Below are 23,749 nucleotides of genomic sequence, written 5' to 3' on the forward strand. Positions count from 1 at the left end.
CGATCCCGCCCGTATTCGAGATCCCCTGCGTCCACCCACCTCATTGGAGCTCCGTCATGTCCGCTACCTTCCTGGCCAGCGCCCTCGTCGTCATCATCGCTCTGGCGCTCTTTGCCATCGCCGTGTCCACTCTTTACCTGAACACCTACGCATGGTGGGACCCCAAGACGCAGGTGCGGACCTCCTACTCCGGTCTTCAGGGGACGGAGGGACATTCCTTTTCGCTGATCATGCCGTGCCGGAACGAACGCGAAGAGGTTATGCGCGCCACCTTGGCCGCGCTCCTGGCACAGACCCATTCGCGCAAGGAGATCATCATCTCCGTCGGACATGACGACACCGCGACGGTGGAGGTCGCACACCGGCTCGCCCGGGAGTTTCCGGAGTTCGTCCGGGTCAGCGTCGACGTCAGCGAACGGAAGAACAAGCCGCGGCAGCTGAACAAAGCGCTGTCAATGTGCCGCAACAGCGTGGTCGGGGTTTTCGACGCCGAGTCGATCGCCGCTGAAGAACTGCTGGCCCATATCGACAGCGTCTTCACCACCAAGAACGCCGACGTCGTCCAGGGCGCCGTGCAGCTGATCAACTACAAGGACACGTGGTATTCGCTGCGGAACTGCCTCGAATACTTCACGTGGTTCCGGTCCAGGCTGCACGCCCATTCCCGGCAAGGATTCATTCCCCTCGGTGGCAACACCGTGTTCATCAAGCGTGAGCTGCTGACGGCGGTGGGCGGATGGGACGGCTCCTGCCTCGCCGAGGACTGCGATCTCGGCGTGCGCCTGTCGACGCTGCGCCGGAAGATCGTGGTGGCCTACTCGCCGCAGTTGGTCACACGCGAGGAAACCCCCGACAGTCTGTCCGGGCTGATCCGGCAGCGCACCCGCTGGTCCCTCGGCTTCATGCAGGTCTTCGCCAAGGGCGACTGGAAGGCCCTGCCGTCCCGGCGGATGCGGACCATCGCCTGGTGGACACTGATGCAGCAGCATTTCATGGCACTGGCCGGAGTCTGCATTCCCATCGCCATCGCCGCGGCGATCTGGGGCAACTTCCCGCTGGTGGTAACGCTGATCACCTTCCTGCCGCTGATACCCACGCTGGTGACTGTCGCCTTCGATGTCTGCATGCTCCACGAGTTCGGCCGCGACCATAAGTTCGCCATCAGCTGGTACGACTACTTCCGCCTCGTTGCCGGCACTCCCCTGTACCAGATGGTCCTGGCCTTCGCGGCCCTGAGGGCTTTGTTCAAGTTCGGGCGCCGCGATTTTGCCTGGGAAAAGACCGACCATTCCGGATCCCATCTGTCCTACCTCATCCCCGGCGCAGCCGCACCGGCACGGCAATAGCACCCCACGGACATTGCAACGTCCCCTTAGGAGGCAGTCATGGCAGCCACGGAACTAAAACCCGATGCACCAGCGGCGCCGGCCGGCGCCCCGGGTGCAAAGGCCGAAAGCGCGCCGAAACACCGCGGCACAGCGCACGGCACCACGTTCAACCTCGGGTGCCTCCCGCGGTGGGACAGGATTGCCCTCGCTGCGCTGGCCGTCGCGGCGGCCGTGCTCAGCCTGTGGAATCTCGACGGAGCGCCCAGCTACCAGGACGACGAAGGCACCTACACCTCCCAGGCCTTCGCCGTGCACTCAGGAACCCTGGCGCCCTACACCTACTGGTACGACCACCCGCCTCTGGGATGGATCCAGATAGCGGCACTGAACTGGCTGCCGAACCTGCTCGGGCTCGGCGATGGCACCACCATCGGCGCCACCCGGTACGTGATTTCGGTGTACTTCGTGGCCAGCGCACTGCTGCTCTACATGGTGGCCCGGCGGCTGAGTATGCGTATTCCCTTCGCGGCCCTGACCACTGTGCTCTTCATCCTGTCCCCGCTCTCCCTGGTGCTCGGGCGGCAGATCTACCTCGACAACATCGGTGTGCCTTGGCTCCTGCTGGCCTTCTACCTGGCGCTGTCCTCGCGGGACGCGCTGTGGCACCACGTGGGCGCCGGGATCTGTTTCGCGATCGCCGTGCTCTCCAAGGAAACCCTGTCCATCTTCGGCCCCGCCCTGCTGTTCGCCCTGATGTACCGGCCCAAATGGAGCAACCGGCTATTTTCGGTGGTTGGCTTCCTCACCGCCGGCGGACTGCTGCTGGCCTTCTACCCGCTGTCGGCACTGCTGCGCAACGAGCTCCTCTCCGGACCCGATCATGTGTCGCTCCAGGACGCCCTCGCCTATCAGCTGCTGAACCGTTCCGGCTCCGGCACCATCTTCGAGGCCGGCTCCAGCCGCGAGGAGTTGCTCTCAGGCTGGCTCTACTTTGACAAGTACCTCATCGCGGCCGGGCTGGTGGCCGCCGCCGTCTGCCTGCTGCGCCCGCGGTCCCGGATACTCTTCATCGCCATTGCCTCCTTCGCCACGCCAATCGTGCTGGGCCAGGGCTATCTCCCCGCGATGTACATCATCGGGGTGATCCCGTTCCTGGCGCTGGCATGCGGCTCGGCCGTAGACATCGCCTGGAGCGGCGTGGAAAGACTTGCCCGCCGCGCGCCGGGCATGATCCGGCCGCTGCAGGCGGCGTTCGTCGCCATGCTGTCGGCATCGTTGCTCCTGATGTCGGTGCCGCAGTGGTTTGAACAGGACAGAACCCTCCTCACCGCCCAGACCAACTCCAACTGGCGCAGCGCCATGACCTGGGTCCAGGACAACGTCTCACGGAGCGACGTCGTCCTCGCGCCCTACTCCATGTGGCACGACCTGAATTCAAGCGGATGGAACAACGCCTGGACCATGATCGCCACGGAGAAACCGGACCTCGACAAGCAATTCGACGTCGAACGGCCCGGCGGGTGGCGGGAGATCCGCTGGATCATCGTCGGCCCGTCCGTCACTGCCAACATCGATTCCCTGGGTCTGAGCCGGGTGAAGACGGCCCTGCAGAACTCCGAGGAAGTCCAGACCTTCGGCGAATGGAGCGTACACCGCGTCATCAATCCCCCGTCCACGTAGGACGCAGACCAACAGGACGGCAGTCATGAAACTTTCAGTCATCGTCCCCACCCGCAATGAGGCACCGAACGTCCAACAATTGATCGGCCGGGCTGCCGAGGCCTGCCGTCACATCGACGCAGAACTCGTGTTCGTTGACGACTCGACGGACAACACCCGGGACGTCATTGCGGCCGCCGCCGCGACGGAGCCAATGCGCATCAGGGTGATCCACCGGGAGGCGCCCGACGGCGGCCTGAGCGGCGCCGTGGTGGATGGCGTGCGGTCCAGCGGCGCCGAGTTCTGTCTGGTGATGAGCGGCGATCTCCAACATCCGCCGGAGCTCATCCCCGCCCTGCTCGCGGAGCTCGAAGACAACGACGCCGACGTCGTGGTCGCCTCCCGCTATGGTGCCGGCCGCCGCGGCACTGGCAGCGGCGGCGGCAGCGGGCGCTTCGGCGGCGGCCCGGCCACCTGGTCACGCCGTGTCCTCTCGGCCGGGGCCACGCGCGTCACGCTGGCACTGTTTCCATTGCGGCTGCGGGGCTGTTCTGATCCCATGACGGGGTTCTTTGGCGTGCGGCGCTCCGCCATTGAGTGCAGCACGCTGCGGCCCAGCGGGTTCAAGATCCTGCTCGAAATCCTGGCCCGGCACCAACTCACCGTGTCCGAAGTTCCGTTCACCCTCCGACCGCGGACCGCCGGCAGGTCCAAGGCTGGCGTGGGCCAGGGGCTGCGCTTCCTCCGGCAGCTCGGCGAGCTGCGCGCGGGAACGGCGGCGCTGTTCGCCGCCGTGGGCGCTGTCGGGACCGTGCTGAATCTGATGATCATGGCGTTCCTGATCTCCACCGGAACGCACTTCGTCGCGGCCGCCGTCGTCGCAGCGGAGCTGACGATTGTCTCGAACTTCCTCATGCAGGAACACATTGTTTTCGGCACACTGCCGCACAAGGCCAATGGCTTGCGGACCCGGTTTGCGCAGTCGTTCTGTTTCAACAATCTGGAGGCCCTGGCACGGCTGCCGGTGCTGATGCTGGCCGTGAACGTCCTCGCCGTCGACGCCGTCCCGGCGCAGGCCGCGACGCTCCTGGCGGCGTTCGTAGTGCGGTATTTGTACCATTCGAGGATCGTGTACTCGGCCAAACCCGCGCGCACGCCCGGCGCCGGCCGGCCGGCGAACCGCGGCGGGTTCGCCCGCGCTCGTGGACGCCTCCGCCAGCTGAGCCGCGGCCCCGGGGCGCACAGCCCCGGGACGCGCGGCCTCGGAGCTGGGCACGCCGGAGAGGGAACCTGACGCCTGCCGGACGGCCCGGTTAGCAGCCGGTCAGGTGCCGCTTGGGCCTGTCCTGCCGGTACAGGTACCGGCCGGCTTCGCGGAAGCCGGCCCGGGCGTACAGCTCACGGGCACCGGTGTTGGACGCCATTACCAGCAGCCAGTACCCTGCCACCAAGCCGCGGGCCCCGCTCTCGCGCAGCAGCGCCCGGACTACCCGGCCGCCATAACCCCGGCGCCGCGCGTCCGGACGCGTGGCCATGCAGTAAAGGCCGCCCCATCCGGGCCCGGTTGGCCCTGCGGGTCCGGTTCCGGGCAAGGCGAGCCGCGCGACGGCGGCCGGCGCGCCGCCGTCGTCCCGGACGAGGGCGTACAGGGCCGGGCATCCGGCCAGGATCCGGCGGGCCACGGCGAGCTCGTCCGCTCCCCCGCGGCCGTCGACACTCCACCACACCTCCAGCCACTCCGCCGACGGCTCAGCCGAGATTTCCACAGCGGGATCCGGGCCGCCGGAATCCGGGCCGGGCTCCGCTCCAGGTTGGCGGACCAGTACCAGGGTTTCGGACTGCCGGGTGAAACCTTCGTCATCGAGCATCGCGTGCAGCGCGGCATGGGGCGGGCCGTCAAAGACCTGGAAGATCAGCGGAAGCCGGCGGTGCCGGTACCAAAGCCGCGCTTCCCGGAGTGCGGCCAGCTGCCGGTGCGGGTCATCGTCGACGGGATCCCGCGCCCAGACCGAGTTTGCCCGTTGCGTCACGCCGGAGGCCGCCCGCAGCACCCAATTGCCGGACTCCTGCCGTTCGGCGGCCGGCCACGCGGCATCCATGAGCGCCTCCAGTCCGGCGATGGCTTCGGCGTTCGATTCGGGGTTCGGGTTCAAGTCCATCGAGGTTCTCTCCGTCCGGAACGAATGCGGCTGATTATGACAGCAGCAGGGGCTCTCCGGTTGCCCGGGGAGCCCCTGCTGCTCATGCTGATGCTTCCAGCTTAGTTCTTGCCGTCCGCGGGCTTCTTGGCCTCCGGCGTGAAATCGACGCCCGCTTCCTTGCGCTGCTGCGCCGTGATGGGAGCGGGAGCCTGGGTCAGGGGGTCGAAACCGCCACCGGACTTCGGGAACGCGATGACGTCGCGGATGGACTCCACGCCGGCCAGCAGGGCAACCACCCGGTCCCAGCCGAACGCGATGCCGCCGTGCGGCGGGGCACCGAACTTGAAGCCCTCCAGCAGGAAGCCGAACTTGGTCTGCGCGTCTGCCTTGTCCAGGCCCATGAGTTCGAAGACCCGTTCCTGGACGTCGCGCTCGTGGATACGGATCGAGCCGCCGCCGATTTCGTTGCCGTTGCAGACGATGTCGTAGGCGTAGGACAGCGCCGACTCGGGATCCCTGTCGAAGGAGTCCATGAAGTCGGGCTTGGGCGAGGTAAACGCGTGGTGCACGGCGGTCCACTGGCCGGCGCCGACAGCGACGTCACCGGAGGCGACTGCGGCGGCGGCCGGCTCGAACATCGGCGCGTCCACGACCCAGCAGAAGGCCCAGTCAGCGGGGTTGATGAGGCCGGTGCGGTGGCCGATCTCCACGCGGGCAGCACCGAGGAGCGCCCGGGAGGGGGTCTTCTCTCCGGCTGCGAAGAAGATGCAGTCACCGGGCTTGGCGCCGACGGCGTCGGCGAGACCCGCACGCTCGGTGTCGGTGAGGTTCTTGGCGACGGGACCGGCGAGTTCGCCGTCTTCCTTGTACAGGACGTACGCCAGGCCCTTGGCGCCGCGCTGCTTGGCCCATTCCTGCCAGGCGTCGAGGGCGCGGCGGGCCTGTGAGGCGCCGCCGGGCATGACGACGGCACCGACGTAGGGTGCCTTGAAGACGCCGAAGTTGGTGTCCTTGAAGAATTCAGTCAGCTCGGTGAGCTCCTGGCCGAAGCGCAGATCCGGCTTGTCCGAGCCGTAGCGGGCCATGGCGTCGTGGTAGGTGATGCGCTGGATCGGCGTCGGGATCTCGACGTCGATCAGCTTCCACAGGGCTTTGACGATGTTCTCGCCCAGGCGGATGATGTCGTCCTGTTCCACGAAGCTGGCCTCGATGTCCAGCTGCGTGAATTCCGGCTGGCGGTCCGCGCGGAAGTCTTCATCGCGGTAGCAGCGGGCGATCTGGTAGTACTTTTCGAAGCCGCCCACCTGCAGGAGCTGCTTGAACAGCTGCGGGGACTGCGGCAGCGCGTACCAGGAACCCGGCGCCAGGCGTGCGGGGACCACAAAGTCGCGGGCGCCTTCCGGCGTCGAACGGGTCAGCGTGGGGGTTTCAATCTCCACATAGCCGTCCTGGTGGAGCAGTTCGCGGGCCACGCGGTTGGCTTCCGAACGCAGGCGCAGGTTGCGGGCGGGGCCGGGGCGGCGCAGGTCCAGGTAGCGGTGCTTCAGGCGTGCTTCCTCGCCGACTTCAACGTGCTCGTCGATCTGGAACGGCAGCGGGTCCGAGGTGTTGAGGATGGTGACCTTCTCGGCCATGACCTCGATCTCGCCGGTGGGAAGCGCCGGGTTCTCGTTGCCTTCGGGGCGCTGGGACACCGTGCCGACGATCTGCAGCACATACTCGTTGCGCAGGCCGTGGAAGACCTCTTCCTCGCGGACCACAACCTGGGCGACGCCGGACGCGTCGCGCAGGTCAACGAATGCGACACCACCGTGGTCACGACGCCGGCCGACCCAGCCGGCGAGGGTTACGGTTTGTCCAATGTGCTCGGAGCGAAGCGATCCGAGGTCATGTGTGCGCAGCACAGCACGCCTTTCTGAAGAAGACAGAGGGAAAATCAAAAGCGATATTAAGACAATGACGTTCTAATAGGATCGCTACGGGAACGATCCCGTTCGAGTTTACCCGTTTGGAAGGCCCGTCCCGCCATGGCAACCCGGCACAACGAAACCCAGCCCGGTGACCACGCCGGCCAGCAGCGGCTGCGGCGCCGGCTTGGCGTGTTCGATTCCACCGCAATCGGCCTGGGTTCCATGCTGGGCGCCGGCGTGTTCGTCGTGTTCGCCCCCGCCTCAGCCCTGGCCGGGCCGTTGCTGACACTCGCCGTGGCCGTGGCCGGCGCCATCGCCTACTGCAACGCCGTCGCGTCGGCGCAGCTGGCGGCCAAATACCCCGACAGCGGGGGCACGTATGTATATGGGCGCCGGCAGYTCGGCGAGTGGCCCGGCTTCATTGCCGGCTGGGGTTTCGTGACGGGCAAGACGGCGTCCTGCGCGGCGATGGCCCTGACGTTCGGGCACTATGTGGCGCCGGCCTATGCCACGCCGCTGGCGGTCGCCGCCGTCGTGGTGCTCACGGGGGTTAACCTGCTCGGCATTACGCGGACCGCGCTGCTGACCCGGGTCCTGCTGGCGGTGGTGCTGGCCACGGTCGTCTTTGTCGCGGTGGCGTCGCTGCTGGGCCCGCACCCGGAGGGCGCCCCCGCGGTGTCGGCGGCGCCGGCCTACCCTGCGCCGCCCTCCGGCGGCTGGGGCGTCCTTCCCGCGGCGGGGCTGATGTTCTTCGCCTTCGCGGGCTATGCGCGGATCGCCACCCTGGGCGAGGAGGTCAAGGACCCCGCGCGCACCATCCCGCGGGCCATCCTGGCCGCCCTGGCCGGCGCCTTCGTGATCTACCTTGGCCTGGCCGCGCTGCTGCAGTGGCACCTGCCGCCGCAGCAGCTGGCGGCTTCGACGGCGCCGTTGCTGGACGCGGTGGCGGTCTCGCGGCTCAGCGCCGGCGTTCCTTTCGTCCAGGCCGGGGCGGCGGCCGCCTGCCTTGGCGCGCTGCTGGCCCTGATCACCGGAATCGGCAGGACCACGCTGGCGATGGCGCGGGAACGGGACCTGCCCGCCCCGCTGGCCAGGGTGGGCCGCGCCCACACCGTCCCGTTCTTAGCGGAACTGGCCGTTGCCGCCGTCGTCATCATTCTGCTGCTGAGCAGTGACGTGATGACTGTGGTCGGATTTTCCAGCTTCGGCGTGCTGGTCTATTACGCCGTGACCAACGCCTCGGCCTTCACGCTGGCCGGCCGGCCCTGGCATGCGCCGCGCTGGTTGAATGTGCTGGGCTTCCTCGGCTGCCTGGTCCTGGCCGTCACCCTGCCGCCGGCCTCCGTGCTGTTCATGGCGGCGGTGCTGGCGGCAGGGGTGGCCGGGCGGTTCCTCGTCTTGCGGGTGCGCAGGACGCGGGGCAAAAACGCGACTGCCCGGAAGAACTAGCCCGCGGCGGTTACGCGCACGTGTAGGTCCTCCGCGGAGGGCGTCCACGCGTCCGGGTCGGCGTCGTACTGCTCGCCCGTGCGGATGTCCTTGACCTGGTGCTTGCCGTCGTCGTCAGTGAACCAGACAAACGGAATGCCGCGCCGGTCGGCGAACTTGATCTGCTTGCCGAACTTCTCGGCTTTCGCGGCGACCTCCGTGGCGATGCCCCGGCTGCGCAGCTGCGCAGCAACGTCCTGCGCCGCGGCCCAGCTGTCGTCGTTGTTGAGCGTCACCAGCACGGCGGTCGGCACGGAGCGGGTGGCCTTGGCGAGGTCCTGGCTCAGGATCCGCGACACCAGGCGGGTCACGCCGATCGAAAGGCCGACGCCGGGAAACTTGCGGTTGCCCTTGCTGGCCAGGGCGTCGTAGCGGCCGCCGGAGCAGATTGAGCCCAGCTGTTCGTGCCCCACCAGGACGGTTTCCACCACGGTACCCGTGTAGTAGTCAAGGCCGCGGGCGATGCTGAGATCCGCAACGACCCGTCCCGGCGCGTGGTGGACGGCGGCCGCAATGACCTGTTCCAGTTCGTTCAGGCCTTCCTCCAGAAGCTCGTTGGTGACGCCCAGCGCCCGGACCTGCTCTACGAAGGACGTGTCTGTGGTGCGGATGCCGGCGAGCTTCAGGGCAGCCTGTGCCTGATCGTCGGTGGCACCGAGTTCTTCCTTGAGCAACTCGGCCACCTTCGCCGGCCCGACCTTCTCGAGTTTGTCGATGCTGCGCAGGACGCCCGCGGTGTCCGTGAGCCCGATCCCGGTGTAGAAGCCTTCGGCCAGCTTGCGGTTGTTGATCCGCAGCAGGAAGTCGGGGATGGGCAGCGCGTTGAGCGCCTCGGCGATCACCAGCGCGATTTCGACGTCGTAGCGGAACGGCAGCTCGCCGTCGCCGACAACATCGATGTCCGCCTGGGTGAACTCGCGGGCCCGGCCCTCCTGGGGACGCTCGCCGCGCCAGACCTTCTGGATCTGGTACCGGCGGAACGGGAAGGCGAGGTAGCCGGCGTTCTCCACGACGTACCGGGCGAAGGGCACGGTGAGGTCGAAGTGCAGGGCGAGGGCGTGCGGGTCGGCCTTGGCCGCCGCGTCCGCCTCCTCATCCTGGAGCCGGCTCAGCCCGTAGACCTCTTTGTCGATTTCCCCCTTGCGCAGCAACTGGCCCACCGTTTCCACGGCGCGGGTCTCGATCGAGGAGAAGCCATGGAGTTCGAACGTCCGGCGCAGGGTGTCCAGCACATGGAGTTCCACCAGCCGCTCCTCGGGAAGCCACTCGGGGAATCCTGACAGGGAGGCTGTGCGTGCCATGGTGAAATTTTCTCCTCTGGTTACCACTGCGGTATCGCGTTGCTACTGCAGTATCTTCGGGCGCGGGCGTCAGGCGGCATTCTCTCTGTCGAAACGTAACGAAGATAAGCGGCAGACCGGCCAGTCGTGCATAAACTGTGTGCGGCAGTCAGTTTATGCGTTCGGCGCCCGCTTCTTCCAACGGAGCCGGCCCCGACGGGGCTGCCGGCAGCTTGCTGCTGTTGCCGCGACGGCGCCTACGGTCCGTCATGGCAGCGGCCATACAACCAGGAGGACCATTGGCGGCCAGTTCACGCAGCGCACGCGAGGCGAAGCGGCGCGTCCAGCAGATGGAGGCCAGGCGCGGCTTGCGCCGGGACCAGGACAAGCGCCGCAAGCGCGACAACGTCTTCGCCATCAGCGCCGGCACCGCGGCCATCGGTCTGGCCCTGGTGCTGCAGCTGACCGTCTTCGCGTCAAACCCGACCGAAGAGGAGTTCGCGGCCGCGCAGGAGGGTCTGAAGAGCCCGTCCGCATCGGCCACGCCCACGGCTGCCCCCACGAATGCCGGGAACATCCCCAAGCCGGAAACCGCCGCGGGCAAGACGTTCACGGGCGAACTCAAGCTGAACCGCGGCGCGCTCGGCGTCGAGCTCGACGGTACGAAGGCCCCACAGGCCGCGGCGGTCTTCAAATCCCTTGCCGACCAAAAGTTCTACGACGGCGTCAGTTGCCACCGGCTGACCACGGCCGAGAACTTCGGCGTACTGCAGTGCGGTTCCAAGGCCGGCGACGGCAGCAGCGACCCGAGCTACACCTGGGGCCCGCTGGAAAACACCCCGCCGGACAACAAGTACCCCGCCGGAACCATCGCCGTGGCCCGGACCGGCGGAAACGCCAACGGCAACGGCACGCAGTTCTTCATTGTGTACAAGGACACCGTCATTCCGGCGGATGCCGCCGGCGGCTATACGGTGGTGGGCAAGGTGACCTCGGGGCTCGACGTCGTCAGCGGGATTGCCGCCGCCGGACTGAAGCCCGGCGACAGCGCCACCGACGGCGCACCTGTGGAACCAGTCACGATAGACTCGTTCTCACTGAAGTAACCAGCCGCGGCCCTGAAGGCCGTGGACCCGGTATTTCCCTCCAAGCGAAAGACTTCTAGCGGTGACAGACAGTCAGAAATCCGACGAAACATTGGCAACAGCAGCTGCCAACGAAACCGAAGCCGAGGCAACCCCAGCCGAGAGTGCAGGCGCTGAAGTAGACGCCGCCGGCGAGAGTGCAGCACCCGCGGCCCCGGCCGCGGCAGGCGAGGAGCCCTCCGAGGCTTCAGAGGCACCGGAGGCTGCACAGGCACCCGAGGCTGCAGAGCCCGCCGAGGCACCGTCCGCGGAGACCTCAACCGAGCCCGCCGAGGCACCGTCCGCGGAGACCTCAACCGAGCCCGCCGAGGCACCGTCCGCGGAGACCTCAACCGAGCCCGCCGAGGCACCGGAGACGGCAAGCGAGCCCGCCGAGGCACCGTCCGCGGAGACGGCAACCGAGCCTGTTGCTGAAGCCGGGGCCACTACTGCTCCGACGCCCGCCGCCGCGCCGGCCGCACGTCCCGCGCCGAGCCCGGCAGCGTTTGCCGCCCGGCCGAAGGCCAAGCCGTCTGCGGCCGCACCGGCTCCGGCCCCGGTGGCCGTGTCCTCCGCAGCCTCCCTGGCCGAAGCGGCCCGCTGGGGCCGTGTTGAAGGCGACGGCCACGTCTTCCTGACCGTTGACGGCACGGAATACCCCGTAGGCCAGTACCCGGGCGTCAGCGCCGACGAGGCGCTGGGCTACTTCGCCCGGAAGTTCGACGACGTCGTGGCCCAGATCGTCCTGCTTGAACAGCGTGTGAGCTCCAAGGCGCCCACCGCGGACATGCAGAAAACCGTCACGCATCTGCGCGAGCAGCTCGCCGAGCGGAACATGGTGGGCGACTTCCGCTCCGCCGAGGCCCGCCTGGACGCACTGGTGACGCAGATCAGCGAGCTCGAAAAGGCCGAGAAGGCCGAGCACGACGCCGTCCGCGCCGCTGAGCTTGCCGCCCGCGAGGCCATCGTTGCCGAGGCCGAGGAAATCGCCGGCCACGATCCCGCGCAGATCCAGTGGAAGACCTCCAGCGCCCGGATGAACGAACTCTTCGAGAGCTGGAAGACCGCGCAGAAGAGCGGCGTCCGGCTCGGCCGCAGCAACGAGGACGCGCTGTGGAAGCGGTTCCGCGCCGCCCGAACGGTGTTTGACCGGCACCGCCGCGCATACTTCTCCCAGCTGGACAGCAACAACTCGGCGGCCAAGGCCGCGAAAGAGAAGCTGATCACCGAGGCCGAGGCCCTTTCCTCCTCGACCGACTGGGGTTTTGCCGCCGGCGAGTACCGCCGCCTGATGGACGAGTGGAAGGCCTCACCCCGCGCCAGCCGCAAGGACGACGACGCCCTGTGGGCCCGCTTCCGCGCCGCCCAGGACGTCTTCTTCACCAACCGGCAGGCAGCCAACGACGAGATCGACCAGGAATATGGTGCGAACCTGGTGGTGAAGGAAGCCCTTCTGGTGGAAGCCAACGAGCTCCTGCCGATCAAGGACCTCGCGGCAGCCAAAAAGGCCCTGCAGTCCATTCGGGACCGCTGGGAAGAAGCCGGCAAGGTTCCGCGCGCCGACATGGGCCGCGTCGAGGCCGGCCTGCGGAAGGTGGAGGACGCTGTCCGCCATGCCGAGGACGAAAACTGGAAGCGCTCCAACCCGGAGACGAAGGCGCGCACCAATAGCGCCCTGACCCAGCTCGAAGCCGCCATTGCCGGCCTCAAGGAAGACCTGGCCAAGGCGGAGAAGGCCGGCGACGAGCGCAAGATCAAGGCAGCCCGGGAGGCCCTTGAGGCCCGCCAGGCCTGGCTGGAACAGCTCGAGCGCTCAGCGAGCGAACTCTCCTAGGCACGCGGCACTCCAGGAAGTCAGTACAGGCCCCGTTTCGGTTATCCACATGACCGGAACGGGGCCTGTTCTATGTCCGGCGAACCCGGAACGATGGGGGAATGGTACTCATGCCCCGCGCTCCCGCCGCCCTTCCGGGCCAGCGCATTCCGGGGCATTCGACTCCGGGCCAGCACGGTCCGGGGCAGGGGCCGGAGCACTGCGAGCTTTACTCCCCCGGCGCGCTGTTCTCCTGGCCGGAGCTGCAGGCCATGGCAGCCGATGGCGTGCTGACGCAGCTCTATCAGCGCGGCTACCTGCCACCCGGGGCCCATGCCAGTCCGCAGCTTCGCGCGCGGGCCGCGTCCCTGGCGGTGGCGCCGGCGATCCGGCAGCGGGTCGTGGCGGGCCGGATGACCGCGGCATGGATCTATGGGTGCGCCACAGAGCCGGACCGTCTGGCGCTGCTGGTTGACGCCAACCGGCGGATTTCCAGCCTGCGCTCCGTGCGCGGCTGCACCTTCCACGAAGTTCGGCTGGGGCCGTTCGACGTCGTGAGCATGGGAGGCCTGATGGTGTCCAGTCCGCTGCGCACGGCCATGGACGTGGCATTGCACGTGGACGCGGAACGGGCCGTCCCGGCCCTGAGGGCGCTGTTGGCCCGGCCCGAGCTGGGTGTGCGTCTCCGGCCGCTCAGGCTTGCCATCGATGCCAGCCCGCGCGTCCCACATAAACGGGCGGCCCTGGCGAAGCTCGCCGCCCTCGGGTCAGCGCCGGCGCCAGCCGATGCAGCCGGCTAGACCGGGTTACCGCCGTGGCGCGAGCCGGGTCGGCTCAGCTGCGGCGGCGGTTTCCGGTGGTGCGATACACGTCGAAGACGCCGTCGATCCTGCGCACTGCGCTGAGCACGTGGCTGAGGTACTTGGGATCGCCCATCTCGAACGCGAACTTGGAGATCGCCACGCGGTCCGTGGACGTGTGGACGCTCGCCGCCAGGATGTTGACGTGGTTTTCCGAGAGCACCCGGGTGACGTCGGAGAGCAGCGATTTGCGGTCCAGCGCCTCGACCTGGATCTCCACGAGGAACACGCTGGACTGTGTGGGGGCCCAGTCCACCTCCACGATCCTGTCCGGCTGGTCCATCAGGCCGCTCACGTTCGTGCAGTCGGTCCGGTGTACAGAGACGCCCGAGCCGCGCGTAACGAAGCCCAGGATCGGGTCCGGCGGGACCGGGGTGCAGCACCGGGCCAGTTTCACCCAGACGTCGTCCACGCCGCGGACAACAACACCGGAATCGGAGAAGCGGGCCTTGCTGACCTGGGTGGGGATGGAGACCTCGGTGAGGGCGTCGTCCGGGTGCTCATTTCCGCCGAGGCTCTCCACCAGACGTTCCATCACGGACTGTGCGGAGGTGTGGCCGTCGCCCACGCCGGCGTAGAGCCCGGAGATGTCGGCGTACTTGAAGTCCTCAGCGATCGCCGCGAGGGCGTCGTGGGTCATCAGCCGCTGCAGCGGGAGGTTCTGCTTCCGCATCGCCTTGGTGAGCAGGTCCTTGCCGCGGTCGATGGCTTCCTCGCGGCGTTCCTTGCTGAACCACTGCCTGATCTTGTTCCGGGCCCGGGCGCTCTTGACGAAGTGCTGCCAGTCCTGGCTGGGGCCGGCGCCTTCGGCCTTGGAGGTGAAGATCTCGACCCAGTCGCCGTGGTTCAGTTCGCTGTTGAGCGGAACGAGCTTGCCGTTGACGCGTGCGCCGATGGTCCGGTGGCCCACCTCGGTGTGCACGGCGTACGCGAAGTCGACGGGCGTGGACCCGGCGGGGAGGGCCATGACCTCGCCCTTGGGGGTGAAGACGAACACTTCGCGGGCGTTGATCTCAAAGCGCAGGGAGTCCAGGAATTCGCCGGGGTCCGAGGTTTCCTGCTGCCAGTCCACGAGGGAGCGCAGCCAGCCCATGTCGCCGTCGCGCGGGCTGCCGGGGCCGGCGGCCGTCCGGTTCGGCTGGTCCTTGTACTTCCAGTGCGCGGCGACGCCGTACTCGGCCCGGCGGTGCATTTCGTGGGTGCGGATCTGGATTTCCACCGGCTTGCCGCCGGGACCGATCACCGTGGTGTGCAGCGACTGGTACATGTTGAACTTGGGCATCGCGATGTAGTCCTTGAACCGCCCGGGCAGGGGGTTCCAGCGTGAGTGCATCGCGCCCAGGGCCGCGTAGCAGTCCCGGACTGAATCGACCAGGACACGGACGCCCATGAGGTCGTTGATGTCATCGAAGTCTTTGTCGCGGACAATCATCTTCTGGTAGATCGAGTAGTAATGCTTGGGCCGTCCCGTGATCGTGGCCTTGATCTTTGCTGCCCGGAGGTCCTCGGTGATCTGGTTGCGGATGACCGCCAGGTTCTTTTCCCGCTCCGGGGTCCGGTCCCCCACCATGCGCACGATTTCCTCGTACACCTTGGGGTAGAGGGCAGCGAAAGACAGATCCTCCAGCTCCCACTTGATGGTGTTCATGCCGAGCCGGTGGGCCAGCGGCGCGAAGATTTCCAGGGTTTCGCGCGCCTTACGGGCCGAGGACTCAGCCGAGACGAACCGCCATGTGCGGGCGTTGTGGAGCCGGTCGGCGAGTTTGATCATCAGGACGCGGATGTCCTTGGCCATGGCGACGACCATCTTGCGCACGGTCTCGGACTGGGCTGCCTCACCGAAGCTGACCTTGTCCAGCTTGGTGACGCCGTCCACCAGCATGGCCACTTCCGGGCCGAACTCAGTCTTGAGGTCGGCGAGGGTGTAGGACGTGTCTTCGACGGTGTCGTGCAGCAAGGCCGCGGCCAGCGTGGTGCCGCTCAGGCCGAGTTCGGCGAGGATGGTGGCCACCGCGACCGGGTGGGTGATGTACGGGTCGCCGCTCTTGCGCTTCTGGCCCCGGTGGCAGCGCTCGGCCACCACGAAGGCGCGCTGGATGAGGTCGAAATCCTCTTTGGGGTTGTTGGCACGGACCGTGCGCAGCAACGGCTCCAGGATCGGGGAGTATGCGGGGGCACCTCGTCCTGTCAGCCGGGCAAGGCGGGACCTCGTGCGCTCGCGCCGGCCAGGGAACGTCGGCCGGGCGCCCGAATTGTCAACGGGCACGGGAACATCGGGACGTCCGGGAACCACCAGGTCAGTCTGAGAACCCTGGCCTTGGCCCTTGTCCGCAGGTGCCTCAGGCACCGGCGTCGAACGTTCTTCCAATGGAGCACCTCTCGCAACCGGTTAATTATTCAAGTCTATTCCCGCAGCAGGATACTTCGATAACCGGCCCGGAAATGGCGACGGGCCGGAGGCCGTCGAAATGGACGGTCTCCGGCCCGAATGCTGGCCGTCTAAGCCGGTTCAGGCGTTGCTGGCCGGTGTGTTCAGGCCGTAGCGGGCGACGCCGGCGCTGCGGTCTTGGCTGCCGCTTCGGCGCGCCTCTGTTCCACCCGCTTGGCCTGCTTGACCAGGTCAGGTTCGCCCTGCCGCAGCGCGGCGTACAGCGGAGCCGCGATAAAGATCGTGGCGGCAGTGCCCACCAGGATGCCCACGAATAGCGCCAGGGACAGGTCCCGCAGCGTTCCGGCACCGAGGAGCCCGGCGCCGATGAAGAGGATAGCCCCGACCGGCAGGATGGCCACCACCATGGTGTTGATGGACCGGACCAGGGTCTGGTTGATGGCGAGGTTGACCTCTTCGGCGAAGGTCCGCCGGGTGGAGGCCTGCATGTCCGAGGTGTTTTCCCGGATCTTGTCGAACACCACCACGGTGTCATACAGCGAATAGCTGAGCACCGTGAGGAAGCCGATGATGGCCGACGGCGTCACCTCGAAGTCACTGAGGCCGTAAACGCCGGCGGTCATGAACAACGTGACGGCCATGCCGACAAGTGCCGAGAGCGACATTTTCCAGGTCCGGAAGTAGAGCGCCATCAGGACGGCGGCCAGGCCCACGAAGATCGCCAGGCCCATCAGCGCCTGCTTCGTGACGTCCGCACCCCAGGTGGGGCCGACGAACGTTGAGGTGACTTCGTTATCCGTCACGCCATAGGCCTTGGTGAGGCCCTCCTTGATCTGCAGCGTCTCGTCGTCGGAGAGCTTGTCAGTCTGGATCCGCATGGTCGTGCCGGCGACGTTCGCCACGCGCGGCACGGACCCCGCCACGACGTCCTTGATGGCTTTCTCGCCGAGGGAGGACTCGGTGGTCTTGACGTTGGAAACCGTGAACTCGGAGCCGCCGCGGAACTCGATGCCGAGGTTGAAACCACCCTTGGCGATCGGGATCAGGATGGAGAGGGCGACCGCGATCCCGGCGATCAGGAACCAGATCTTCCTGTAACCGACGAAGTCGTACGAGCGCTTGCCCGTGTACAGCTCATTGCCGAATGTTGAGAAGTTGACCATTTACTTGCCCTCCTTGGACGCGCTCTTGGAGGTACCGGCGAGCTGTGCCTGTTGTGCCTGATCCTGCTTTTCGGCGAGACGGCGTTCTGCAATGGTCATCCGGCGTTCTGCCTCGGCGGCGGCGCCAGTGTTCTTCGCGCGCACTACTGCCACGGGCTTGTCCTCCGGGGTACGGACCCGGCCGGCACCGCGGTACAGCGGAACGGCGCCGAGGCGCTTCGGGTCCAGACCCGAGAACCGGTGGCCTTCGCCGAAGAACTTGGTCCGCGCCAGCAGCTGCAGGGTGGGGTGAGTGAACATGAAGACGACGATGAGGTCGGCGATTGCGGTGAGGCCGAGCGTGAACGCGAAGCCGCGGACGTTGCCTACCGCCACGAAGAACAGCACCACGGCTGCGAGGAGGTTCACGGCCTTGGAGGCGAGGATGGTGCGCTTGGCGCGTTTCCAGCCGTTTTCCACGGCCGAGACCAGGCCGCGGCCTTCGCGGAGCTCATCGCGGATGCGTTCGAAGTAGACGATGAACGAGTCGGCCGTTTGGCCGATGGCCACGATCAGGCCGGCGACGCCGGCGAGGGAAAGCCGGTAGTTTTCGGTCCAGCCGAGGATGGCGATGGCCAGGAACGTCAGCACCCCGGCGATCACGAGGGATGCCACGGTCACGAGGCCAAGGGCCCGGTACTGGAACAGCGAGTAGATAAACACCAGCAGGAGGCCGATCACGCCGGCGAGCATACCCATGCGGAGTTGCTCCCCGCCGAGGGTTGCCGAGATCTGCTGTTCGCTCTGGATTTCGAAGCTGATCGGCAGGGCCCCGAAACGGAGCTGGTCGGAGAGGGCTTTGGCCGACTCCTCGGTGAACCCGCCGGTGATCTGCGGCCGGCCGTCGGTGATGACGGCGAGGGAGCGCGGGGCGGAGATGACCTGGTCGTCCAGGACGATAGCGAACTGGGACTTCGGATCCGAGCCGGTCTGGCCGCCGCCGGCGGCGTAGAACTGGTACAGGCGCTCGGTGATTTCCTTGAACTTGGTGGTGCCTGCATCATCGAACTGGATGTTGACGGCCCATTCGTTGGTCACGGCACCCTGGGCGCCGCGCTGCAGCTGGAACGAGGAGGACTTGATGTTCGAGCCCTTCACCTCCACCGGGCCGAGGATGTACTTGATGGCCGGCGATTTGGCCGACGCCGGCTCACAGGTCACCAGCGGCTTGGTCGGGTCGGACCGCTGCTGCTTGTCCTGGGAGGGGTTGTCGCAGTCGAGCGCCTCGAACTGCTTGTAGACCTCGGGGGTAATCCAGTTCTCATCGCTGCTGTTGGCGGGGGCGGCCGTCGGCTTCGGCAGCTGGGCCTCTGGCGTCCGGGACGCGGCGGGGACCGCTGCGCCGGGGCCCGTCTGGATGACCGGGCGGAAGTTCATGTCGGCGGAGGCCTGGATCAGCGCACGGGTTTCCTTGGCAGGCGTTCCCGGGAGGCTGACGACGACGTTGCGGCCGGACTGCGTGCTGATTTCCGCTTCCGCGACGCCCGAGCCGTCGACGCGCTGTCGAATGATCGCCACGGCCTGGTTGAGCTGGTCTTCGGTTATACCCGAACCGCCCTCAACCTTGGGCGCCAGGATCATCTGGGTGCCACCTTCAAGGTCCAGTGCGAGCTTTGGAGCCCAGCCCGCCTGGCCTGCCATCGTGCCGCCCGCCAGGACAGCCGTCATGGCGGCGATGAGTACGCCAAGCCAGACCAGCATCCTGATGGCTGAGTTTTTGGGGCCAGTTCGTGCCATTGTCGATCTTTCTATTATTTGCGGCGGATCCGCCGGCGCGGGCTCTGGGGCCCCGCCGACGGATGCCCGCAACCGTTGCTTCGCGGGATAGCTCAGGTAGGCAGACTAGCTGTCTTTTTTGCCTTCGTCGTTGAGGCGGCGCAGGGTTTCCTCGGGCGTTTCGGTGTGCGGCGCGTCGTGGACGGGGGCGTTGGCGTCCGTCCCCTCAGCACCCAGCTTCTCGGTGGTCAGCGAGGACGCGTCGTCGGGAACGACCGTCGGCTCCTCGGCCGCGACGACCGGCTCCACAATTTTGGTGACGGCCTGGCGGTGCACGGTGGCGGTGTTCCCCGGGGAGAGCTCCAGCGTGACCTTGTTCTCGGCTTCATCGATGTTGACGATCCGGCCGAACAGCCCGAAGCTGGTCATGACCTCTACACCGGGCTCGAACTTGGACTGAAGCTGGGCCTGCTGCTGCTGGGTCTTCTTGTTGCGGCGGAACATCATGAAGACGAAAAGTCCAAGGATGACGAACAGGAGAATCGTCATGATGTCGATGCCGCCGCCGGCCTGCGGCTGGGTCTGGGCAGAAATAAGTCCGAACACAGGGATTGTTCCGTTCTGTACTTGCATAGCTGTTTTTCAGCAACGTCCGTTTGCTCCGGGCGGCGCGGGCAGGGGTCTACGCAGCAAGCTGGCAGAGAGACCATCCCCAAACCACCGGCGGCTACCTGCTCTCCGCCCACGGAAACAAAACCCGAACGTGCCGAGCGTCATACCAGTCTAAAGGGAAAAGCTGACAGTACGGTGCTAGCGGCTGTTTCTGATCCACTGAGGATCGGTTTCTTCACCGAGATCCCCGCCGGACCCGCCCTGCGGGCTCTCGCCGAGCTCGTCGGCCAGCTCATCGGCCTGGAACAGCTCCAGCGGGTCCTGGCTGAAGACGCCGGCAGGTACGGCGAAGCCCAGGTGCGTCCATGCCGGCGCCAGGGCGATCCGGCCGCGCGGCGTCCGGCCCAGCAGTCCCTCCCGCACCAGGTAGGGCTCCGCGACCGTTTCCACGGTCTCCGTTTCCTCGCCGACGGCGATCGCGAGGGTGGACAGGCCCACCGGCCCGCCGCCGAACTTGGTAATGAGGGCCTCGAGAACGGCACGGTCCAGCCGGTCCAGGCCGCGCTTGTCGACCTCGTACATGTCCAGGGCCGCGGACGCCGCCCGGGCATCGATCTGCTCGATGCCGTGCACGAGTGCCCAGTCGCGGACCCGGCGCAGTAGCCGGTTGGCGATGCGCGGCGTGCCGCGGGACCGGCCGGCGATCTCGCTGAAGCCCGCAGAGTTGACCTTCAGGTCCAGCAGGCCGGCGGAACGGCGCAGGACGAGTTCCAGCTCCTCGACGGAGTAAAACTCAAGGTGGCCGGTGAATCCGAAGCGGTCCCGAAGCGGACCGGGAAGCAGACCGGCCCGCGTGGTGGCGCCGACCAGGGTGAAGGGCGGAAGTTCCAGCGGAATGGCTGTGGCGCCGGCGCCCTTGCCGACGACGATATCGACGCGGAAATCCTCCATCGCCATGTACAGCATTTCCTCGGCCGGCCGGGACATGCGGTGGATTTCGTCCAGGAACAGGACCTCGCCCTCAGAGAGCGAGGACAGGATGGCCGCGAGGTCGCCCGCGTGCTGGATAGCCGGGCCGCTGCTGATCCGCAGCGGGACGTTCATTTCGGCGGCGATGATCATGGACAGGGTGGTTTTGCCCAGGCCGGGAGGGCCGGAGAGCAGCACGTGGTCGGCGCTGCGGCCGCGCATGCGCGAGGCCTCCAGGACGAGGGACAGCTGCTTGCGGACCCGGTGCTGGCCAACGAAGTCGTGCAGGTTCTTGGGCCGCAGGGCGGCTTCGATGACCCGCTCCTCCGGTTCCTCTCCCCCGGTGACGATCGACGGCTCAGCCACGCGCGCCTACCCGGTTTCCGGCGCGGGCGCCGTCCTGCCCCAGCCAGCGCAGGGTCGCGCGGAGGATCTCCGCCACATTGCCGTTTGCGGCCAGGTCCGGGGAGTCGGCGAGGGATTTGTCGATGCTGGCCGTGGCATCCTTTTCGGACCAGCCAAGGCTTGTCATCGCGGCGACGACCTGCGGCTTCCAGACGGATTCCGCGGACGGTGCCGCGACGGGCGCGCCGGCGGTACCGTGCGGCACGAGCTTGCCGGCGAGTTCGAGCACGATCCGGCCGGCAACCTTCGGTCCGATTCCAGGGACCTTCGTGAAGGCCTTGCCGTCGCCGGAGTGGGCGGCCACCCGGATGGCTTCCGGCTCGTGGACGGCCAGTACGGCCAGGGCGAGCCGGGGACCGACGCCACTGACGCTGAGCAGCACGTCAAACACTTCCCGCTCGTCAGCGCTGGTGAAGCCGAACAGGGTCAGCGAGTCCTCGCGCACGATCAGGGACGTGAAAAGCTTTCCCTCCTCGCCCACCCGGAGGCCGCTGAGGGTTTGCGGTGTGGCGTTGACGCTCATGCCGGCGCCGTTGAGGTCGATCACGGCGGAGGACAGGCCAACATGCGCAACGGTTCCGCGAAGAAAACTGATCAAGGCCGGGCTCCTGGGTCTACAGCTGGGTATAAAAGAAAGTACAGCCGGGCAACCCGGCTATCCGAACATATCTACGAATACCCTACCAAGCTCTGCGGCGGCACAGCCGGACATTCAGCGCGCACGGCGCGCTTTTGCCTCCGCGTCCGCCCACGCCCGCTGCGCCGGAGTGAGGGACTGGCTGCCCGGTCCCGTCGTGGCGACGGCCGCGCCGCTGCCGGCACGCCAGGCGTGGGTGATGGCCAGTGCAAGGGCGTCGGCGGCGTCGGCCGGGCGCGGGGGCTCGTCGAGCCGGAGGATCTTGGTGACCAGCTTCGTGACGGCATCCTTGTTCGAGGTCCCGCTTCCCGTCACGGCGGCCTTGACCTCGGACGGGGTGTGAAGCGCCACCGGGATGCCGCGGCGCGCGGCGGCCGCAATGACCACGCCGGAGGCCTGCGCCACCCCCATGACCGTGCTGACGTTGAGCTGGGAAAAGACCCGCTCCACGGCGAGGACCTGCGGCTCGTACTTGTCCAGCCATTCGTCGATGGACGTGGCGATGACCAGCAGCCGCTGGTCCAGGCTCTCCTCCGGGGAGGTGCCCACCACGCCGAAGGCCACCAGGGTGGCCCGCCGGTTCCGCTCGACGTCGACGACGCCGATCCCGCAACGGGTGAGGCCCGGGTCAACCCCCAACACGCGCAGCGTCAAGGTTGGACCGTCAAGACCGGGCCTCAAAGTCACGCCTGGGAGTGCGTGTCACTCGGCTTCCAGTGCGGCCTGCACTTCGTCGCTGAGGTCGGCGTTGCTGTAGACGTTCTGGACGTCGTCGAGTTCTTCCAGGGCGTCCACGAGCTTCATGAACTTCTTGGCGGCGTCGAGGTCCAGCGGCACCTGCATGGACGGCACAAACTCGGCCTCGTCGGTGTCGTACTCGATGCCGGCTTCCTTCAGGGCATCGCGGATGGCCTGGAGGTCGGTCGGCTCGGAGTGGATTTCGAAGGTGTCGCCGTTGTCCTTGACTTCCTCGGCTCCGGCGTCGAGGACCGCCATCAGCACGTCGTCCTCGCTGAGGCCGTTCTTCGGCAGCGAGACGACGCCCTTGCGGCTGAAGAGGTAGCTGACCGAACCGGGATCGGCGATCGTGCCCCCGTTGCGGGAGATGGCGAGCCGGACCTCGGAGGCGGCACGGTTCTTGTTGTCCGTGAGGCACTCGATCAGCAGCGCGGAACCCTGCGGGCCGCGGCACTCGTACATGATTTCGGTGTAGTCGACGACCTCGCCGGTAAGTCCGGCGCCGCGCTTGATGGCGCGGTCGATATTGTCAGCGGGCACCGACGTCTTCTTGGCCTTGGTGACGGCCAGTTCCAGGCCCGGGTTGCCGGACAGGTCAGGGCCGCCCATGCGCGCGGCGACTTCGATGTTCTTGATCAGCTTGGCGAACGACTTGGCCCGGCGGCTATCGAGGATGGCCTTCTTATGCTTGGTCGTCGCCCATTTGGAGTGGCCTGACATGCTTTACGCTTCTCCTCTGATCATTCGAATAAACAGTTCATGCACGCGCTTTTCCCCCGTCACTTCCGGGTGGAAGGAGGTGGCCAGCAGCTTGCCGGAGCGCACTGCAACAATTCTAGCCGTCCCGTCCAGGGATTCGGGGTGGCCCGCTTTGGACGGTTCCACCTGGGCAAGGACCTCGACGCCGTCGCCGACGCGCTCCACCCACGGCCCGCGGATGAAGACGGCGTGGACCGGGGCCACTGCCCCGCCGGCGGCGCTGAACTCGAGCCCCCTGAAGTCCAGGTCCGTCTCGAAGGACTCGCGCTGCCGGCCGAAGGCGTTGCGGCGCACAGTGATGTCGAGTCCGCCGAACGTCTGCTGCGGGTTTCCGGCAAGGTCCTTCGCCGGGTCCGCGATCTCGTCCGCCAGCAGGATCATTCCGGCGCACGAGCCGTAGACGGGCAGGCCGGCCAGGATGCGTTCGCGCAGCGGATCACGGAGCCCGAAGATCCTGGAGAGCTTGTCTATCGTGGTCGATTCGCCGCCGGGGATGATGAGCCCGTCCAGGCCGTCAAGTTCGGCCGGACGCCGGATCCCGACGCCGGCGGCACCGGCGGCTTCCACGGCATGCAGATGCTCCCGGAAGTCGCCCTGGAGCGCCAGGACGCCGATCCGGAGGCCCGAACCCGCGCGGGATTCAGGGGAAAAAGAGGGGGTGGTCATCCCCACAGCATAATGCGCTGCGCCTGCGCGGTCCGCATGGAGATCGCAGGCAA

At 67.2% G+C, this 23,749-nt stretch carries 19 protein-coding genes; 7 read left to right on the forward strand and 12 right to left on the reverse strand.

Annotated features, from left to right (window positions below; translation table 11 throughout):
- The first annotated feature begins 56 nt into the window (after nt 1-56).
- The 3 genes from AC1DZQ_RS04590 to AC1DZQ_RS04600 are packed head-to-tail and all read left to right on the forward strand — an operon-like array spanning nt 57 to nt 4,281.
- Nucleotides 57-1,346, forward strand: a complete 1,290-nt coding sequence (locus AC1DZQ_RS04590; protein ID WP_476962379.1) for a glycosyltransferase family 2 protein — start codon at nt 57-59, stop codon at nt 1,344-1,346.
- A 39-nt stretch (nt 1,347-1,385) separates the two neighbouring features.
- Complete coding sequence (locus tag AC1DZQ_RS04595; protein WP_476962380.1) at nt 1,386-3,008, forward strand: ArnT family glycosyltransferase; 1,623 nt, start codon at nt 1,386-1,388, stop codon at nt 3,006-3,008.
- 25 nt (nt 3,009-3,033) lie between these two features.
- Complete coding sequence (locus AC1DZQ_RS04600; protein WP_476962381.1) at nt 3,034-4,281, forward strand: glycosyltransferase; 1,248 nt, start codon at nt 3,034-3,036, stop codon at nt 4,279-4,281.
- Nucleotides 4,282-4,300: 19 nt separating this feature from the next.
- On the opposite strand, the gene AC1DZQ_RS04605 is transcribed toward AC1DZQ_RS04600, so the two are convergent.
- Both AC1DZQ_RS04605 and aspS read right to left on the reverse strand, forming a co-directional pair.
- Entirely contained in the window at nt 4,301-5,146 is an 846-nt protein-coding gene (locus AC1DZQ_RS04605) for a GNAT family N-acetyltransferase (protein ID WP_476962382.1), read from the reverse strand.
- 101 nt (nt 5,147-5,247) lie between these two features.
- Entirely contained in the window at nt 5,248-7,032 is a 1,785-nt protein-coding gene (gene aspS / locus AC1DZQ_RS04610) for an aspartate--tRNA ligase (RefSeq protein WP_476962383.1), read from the reverse strand.
- A 123-nt stretch (nt 7,033-7,155) separates the two neighbouring features.
- Here aspS and AC1DZQ_RS04615 point away from each other — a divergent pair, with 123 nt between their 5' ends.
- Complete coding sequence (locus AC1DZQ_RS04615; protein ID WP_476962384.1) at nt 7,156-8,487, forward strand: APC family permease; 1,332 nt, start codon at nt 7,156-7,158, stop codon at nt 8,485-8,487.
- Here the strand turns inward: AC1DZQ_RS04615 and hisS are convergent.
- A complete protein-coding gene (gene hisS / locus AC1DZQ_RS04620) occupies nt 8,484-9,827 on the reverse strand; it encodes a histidine--tRNA ligase (RefSeq protein ID WP_476962385.1) in 1,344 nt (447 codons plus the stop codon). The genes AC1DZQ_RS04615 and hisS overlap by 4 nt on opposite strands.
- A gap of 278 nt (nt 9,828-10,105) precedes the next feature.
- Here hisS and AC1DZQ_RS04625 point away from each other — a divergent pair, with 278 nt between their 5' ends.
- The 3 genes from AC1DZQ_RS04625 to AC1DZQ_RS04635 all read left to right on the forward strand — a co-directional run bounded on the left by AC1DZQ_RS04625 (nt 10,106) and on the right by AC1DZQ_RS04635 (nt 13,543).
- A complete protein-coding gene (locus AC1DZQ_RS04625) occupies nt 10,106-10,912 on the forward strand; it encodes a peptidylprolyl isomerase (RefSeq protein ID WP_476962386.1) in 807 nt (268 codons plus the stop codon).
- Nucleotides 10,913-10,973: 61 nt separating this feature from the next.
- The gene (locus AC1DZQ_RS04630; RefSeq protein ID WP_476962387.1) at nt 10,974-12,764 is read left to right on the forward strand and encodes a DUF349 domain-containing protein; all 1,791 of its coding nucleotides are present in this window, start codon (nt 10,974-10,976) and stop codon (nt 12,762-12,764) included.
- A gap of 101 nt (nt 12,765-12,865) precedes the next feature.
- Nucleotides 12,866-13,543, forward strand: coding sequence for a hypothetical protein (locus AC1DZQ_RS04635; RefSeq protein ID WP_476962388.1), 678 nt, complete (start codon nt 12,866-12,868; stop codon nt 13,541-13,543).
- Between the two features lie 34 nt (nt 13,544-13,577).
- Here the strand turns inward: AC1DZQ_RS04635 and AC1DZQ_RS04640 are convergent, their stop codons facing one another.
- The 9 genes from AC1DZQ_RS04640 to pdxT all read right to left on the reverse strand — a co-directional run bounded on the left by AC1DZQ_RS04640 (nt 13,578) and on the right by pdxT (nt 23,696).
- On the reverse strand, nt 13,578-15,896 hold the full coding sequence (locus AC1DZQ_RS04640; RefSeq protein ID WP_372702891.1) for a RelA/SpoT family protein: 2,319 nt from the start codon (nt 15,894-15,896) through the stop codon (nt 13,578-13,580).
- A gap of 239 nt (nt 15,897-16,135) precedes the next feature.
- Nucleotides 16,136-17,155, reverse strand: coding sequence for a protein translocase subunit SecF (gene secF, locus AC1DZQ_RS04645; protein ID WP_476962389.1), 1,020 nt, complete (start codon nt 17,153-17,155; stop codon nt 16,136-16,138).
- Nucleotides 17,156-18,931, reverse strand: coding sequence for a protein translocase subunit SecD (secD, locus tag AC1DZQ_RS04650; RefSeq protein ID WP_476962390.1), 1,776 nt, complete (start codon nt 18,929-18,931; stop codon nt 17,156-17,158). It abuts the gene before it with no gap.
- Nucleotides 18,932-19,036: 105 nt separating this feature from the next.
- Nucleotides 19,037-19,459 (reverse strand): preprotein translocase subunit YajC, encoded by a 423-nt coding sequence (gene yajC / locus AC1DZQ_RS04655; RefSeq protein WP_476962415.1) that lies wholly within the window; start codon nt 19,457-19,459, stop codon nt 19,037-19,039.
- Nucleotides 19,460-19,720: 261 nt separating this feature from the next.
- Nucleotides 19,721-20,857 (reverse strand): Holliday junction branch migration DNA helicase RuvB, encoded by a 1,137-nt coding sequence (gene ruvB / locus AC1DZQ_RS04660; RefSeq protein WP_476962391.1) that lies wholly within the window; start codon nt 20,855-20,857, stop codon nt 19,721-19,723.
- Complete coding sequence (gene ruvA, locus AC1DZQ_RS04665) at nt 20,850-21,494, reverse strand: Holliday junction branch migration protein RuvA (RefSeq protein WP_476962392.1); 645 nt, start codon at nt 21,492-21,494, stop codon at nt 20,850-20,852. Before ruvA ends, ruvB begins: the two co-directional genes overlap by 8 nt.
- Before the next feature lie 114 nt (nt 21,495-21,608).
- The gene (ruvC, locus tag AC1DZQ_RS04670; protein ID WP_476962393.1) at nt 21,609-22,187 is read right to left on the reverse strand and encodes a crossover junction endodeoxyribonuclease RuvC; all 579 of its coding nucleotides are present in this window, start codon (nt 22,185-22,187) and stop codon (nt 21,609-21,611) included.
- 48 nt (nt 22,188-22,235) lie between these two features.
- Entirely contained in the window at nt 22,236-22,991 is a 756-nt protein-coding gene (locus AC1DZQ_RS04675) for a YebC/PmpR family DNA-binding transcriptional regulator (RefSeq protein WP_476962394.1), read from the reverse strand.
- A gap of 3 nt (nt 22,992-22,994) precedes the next feature.
- Nucleotides 22,995-23,696 (reverse strand): pyridoxal 5'-phosphate synthase glutaminase subunit PdxT, encoded by a 702-nt coding sequence (pdxT, locus tag AC1DZQ_RS04680; protein WP_476962395.1) that lies wholly within the window; start codon nt 23,694-23,696, stop codon nt 22,995-22,997.
- Between the last annotated feature and the right edge of the window lie 53 nt (nt 23,697-23,749).

Source organism: Arthrobacter sp. P1_C12_2 (assembly GCF_056406415.1).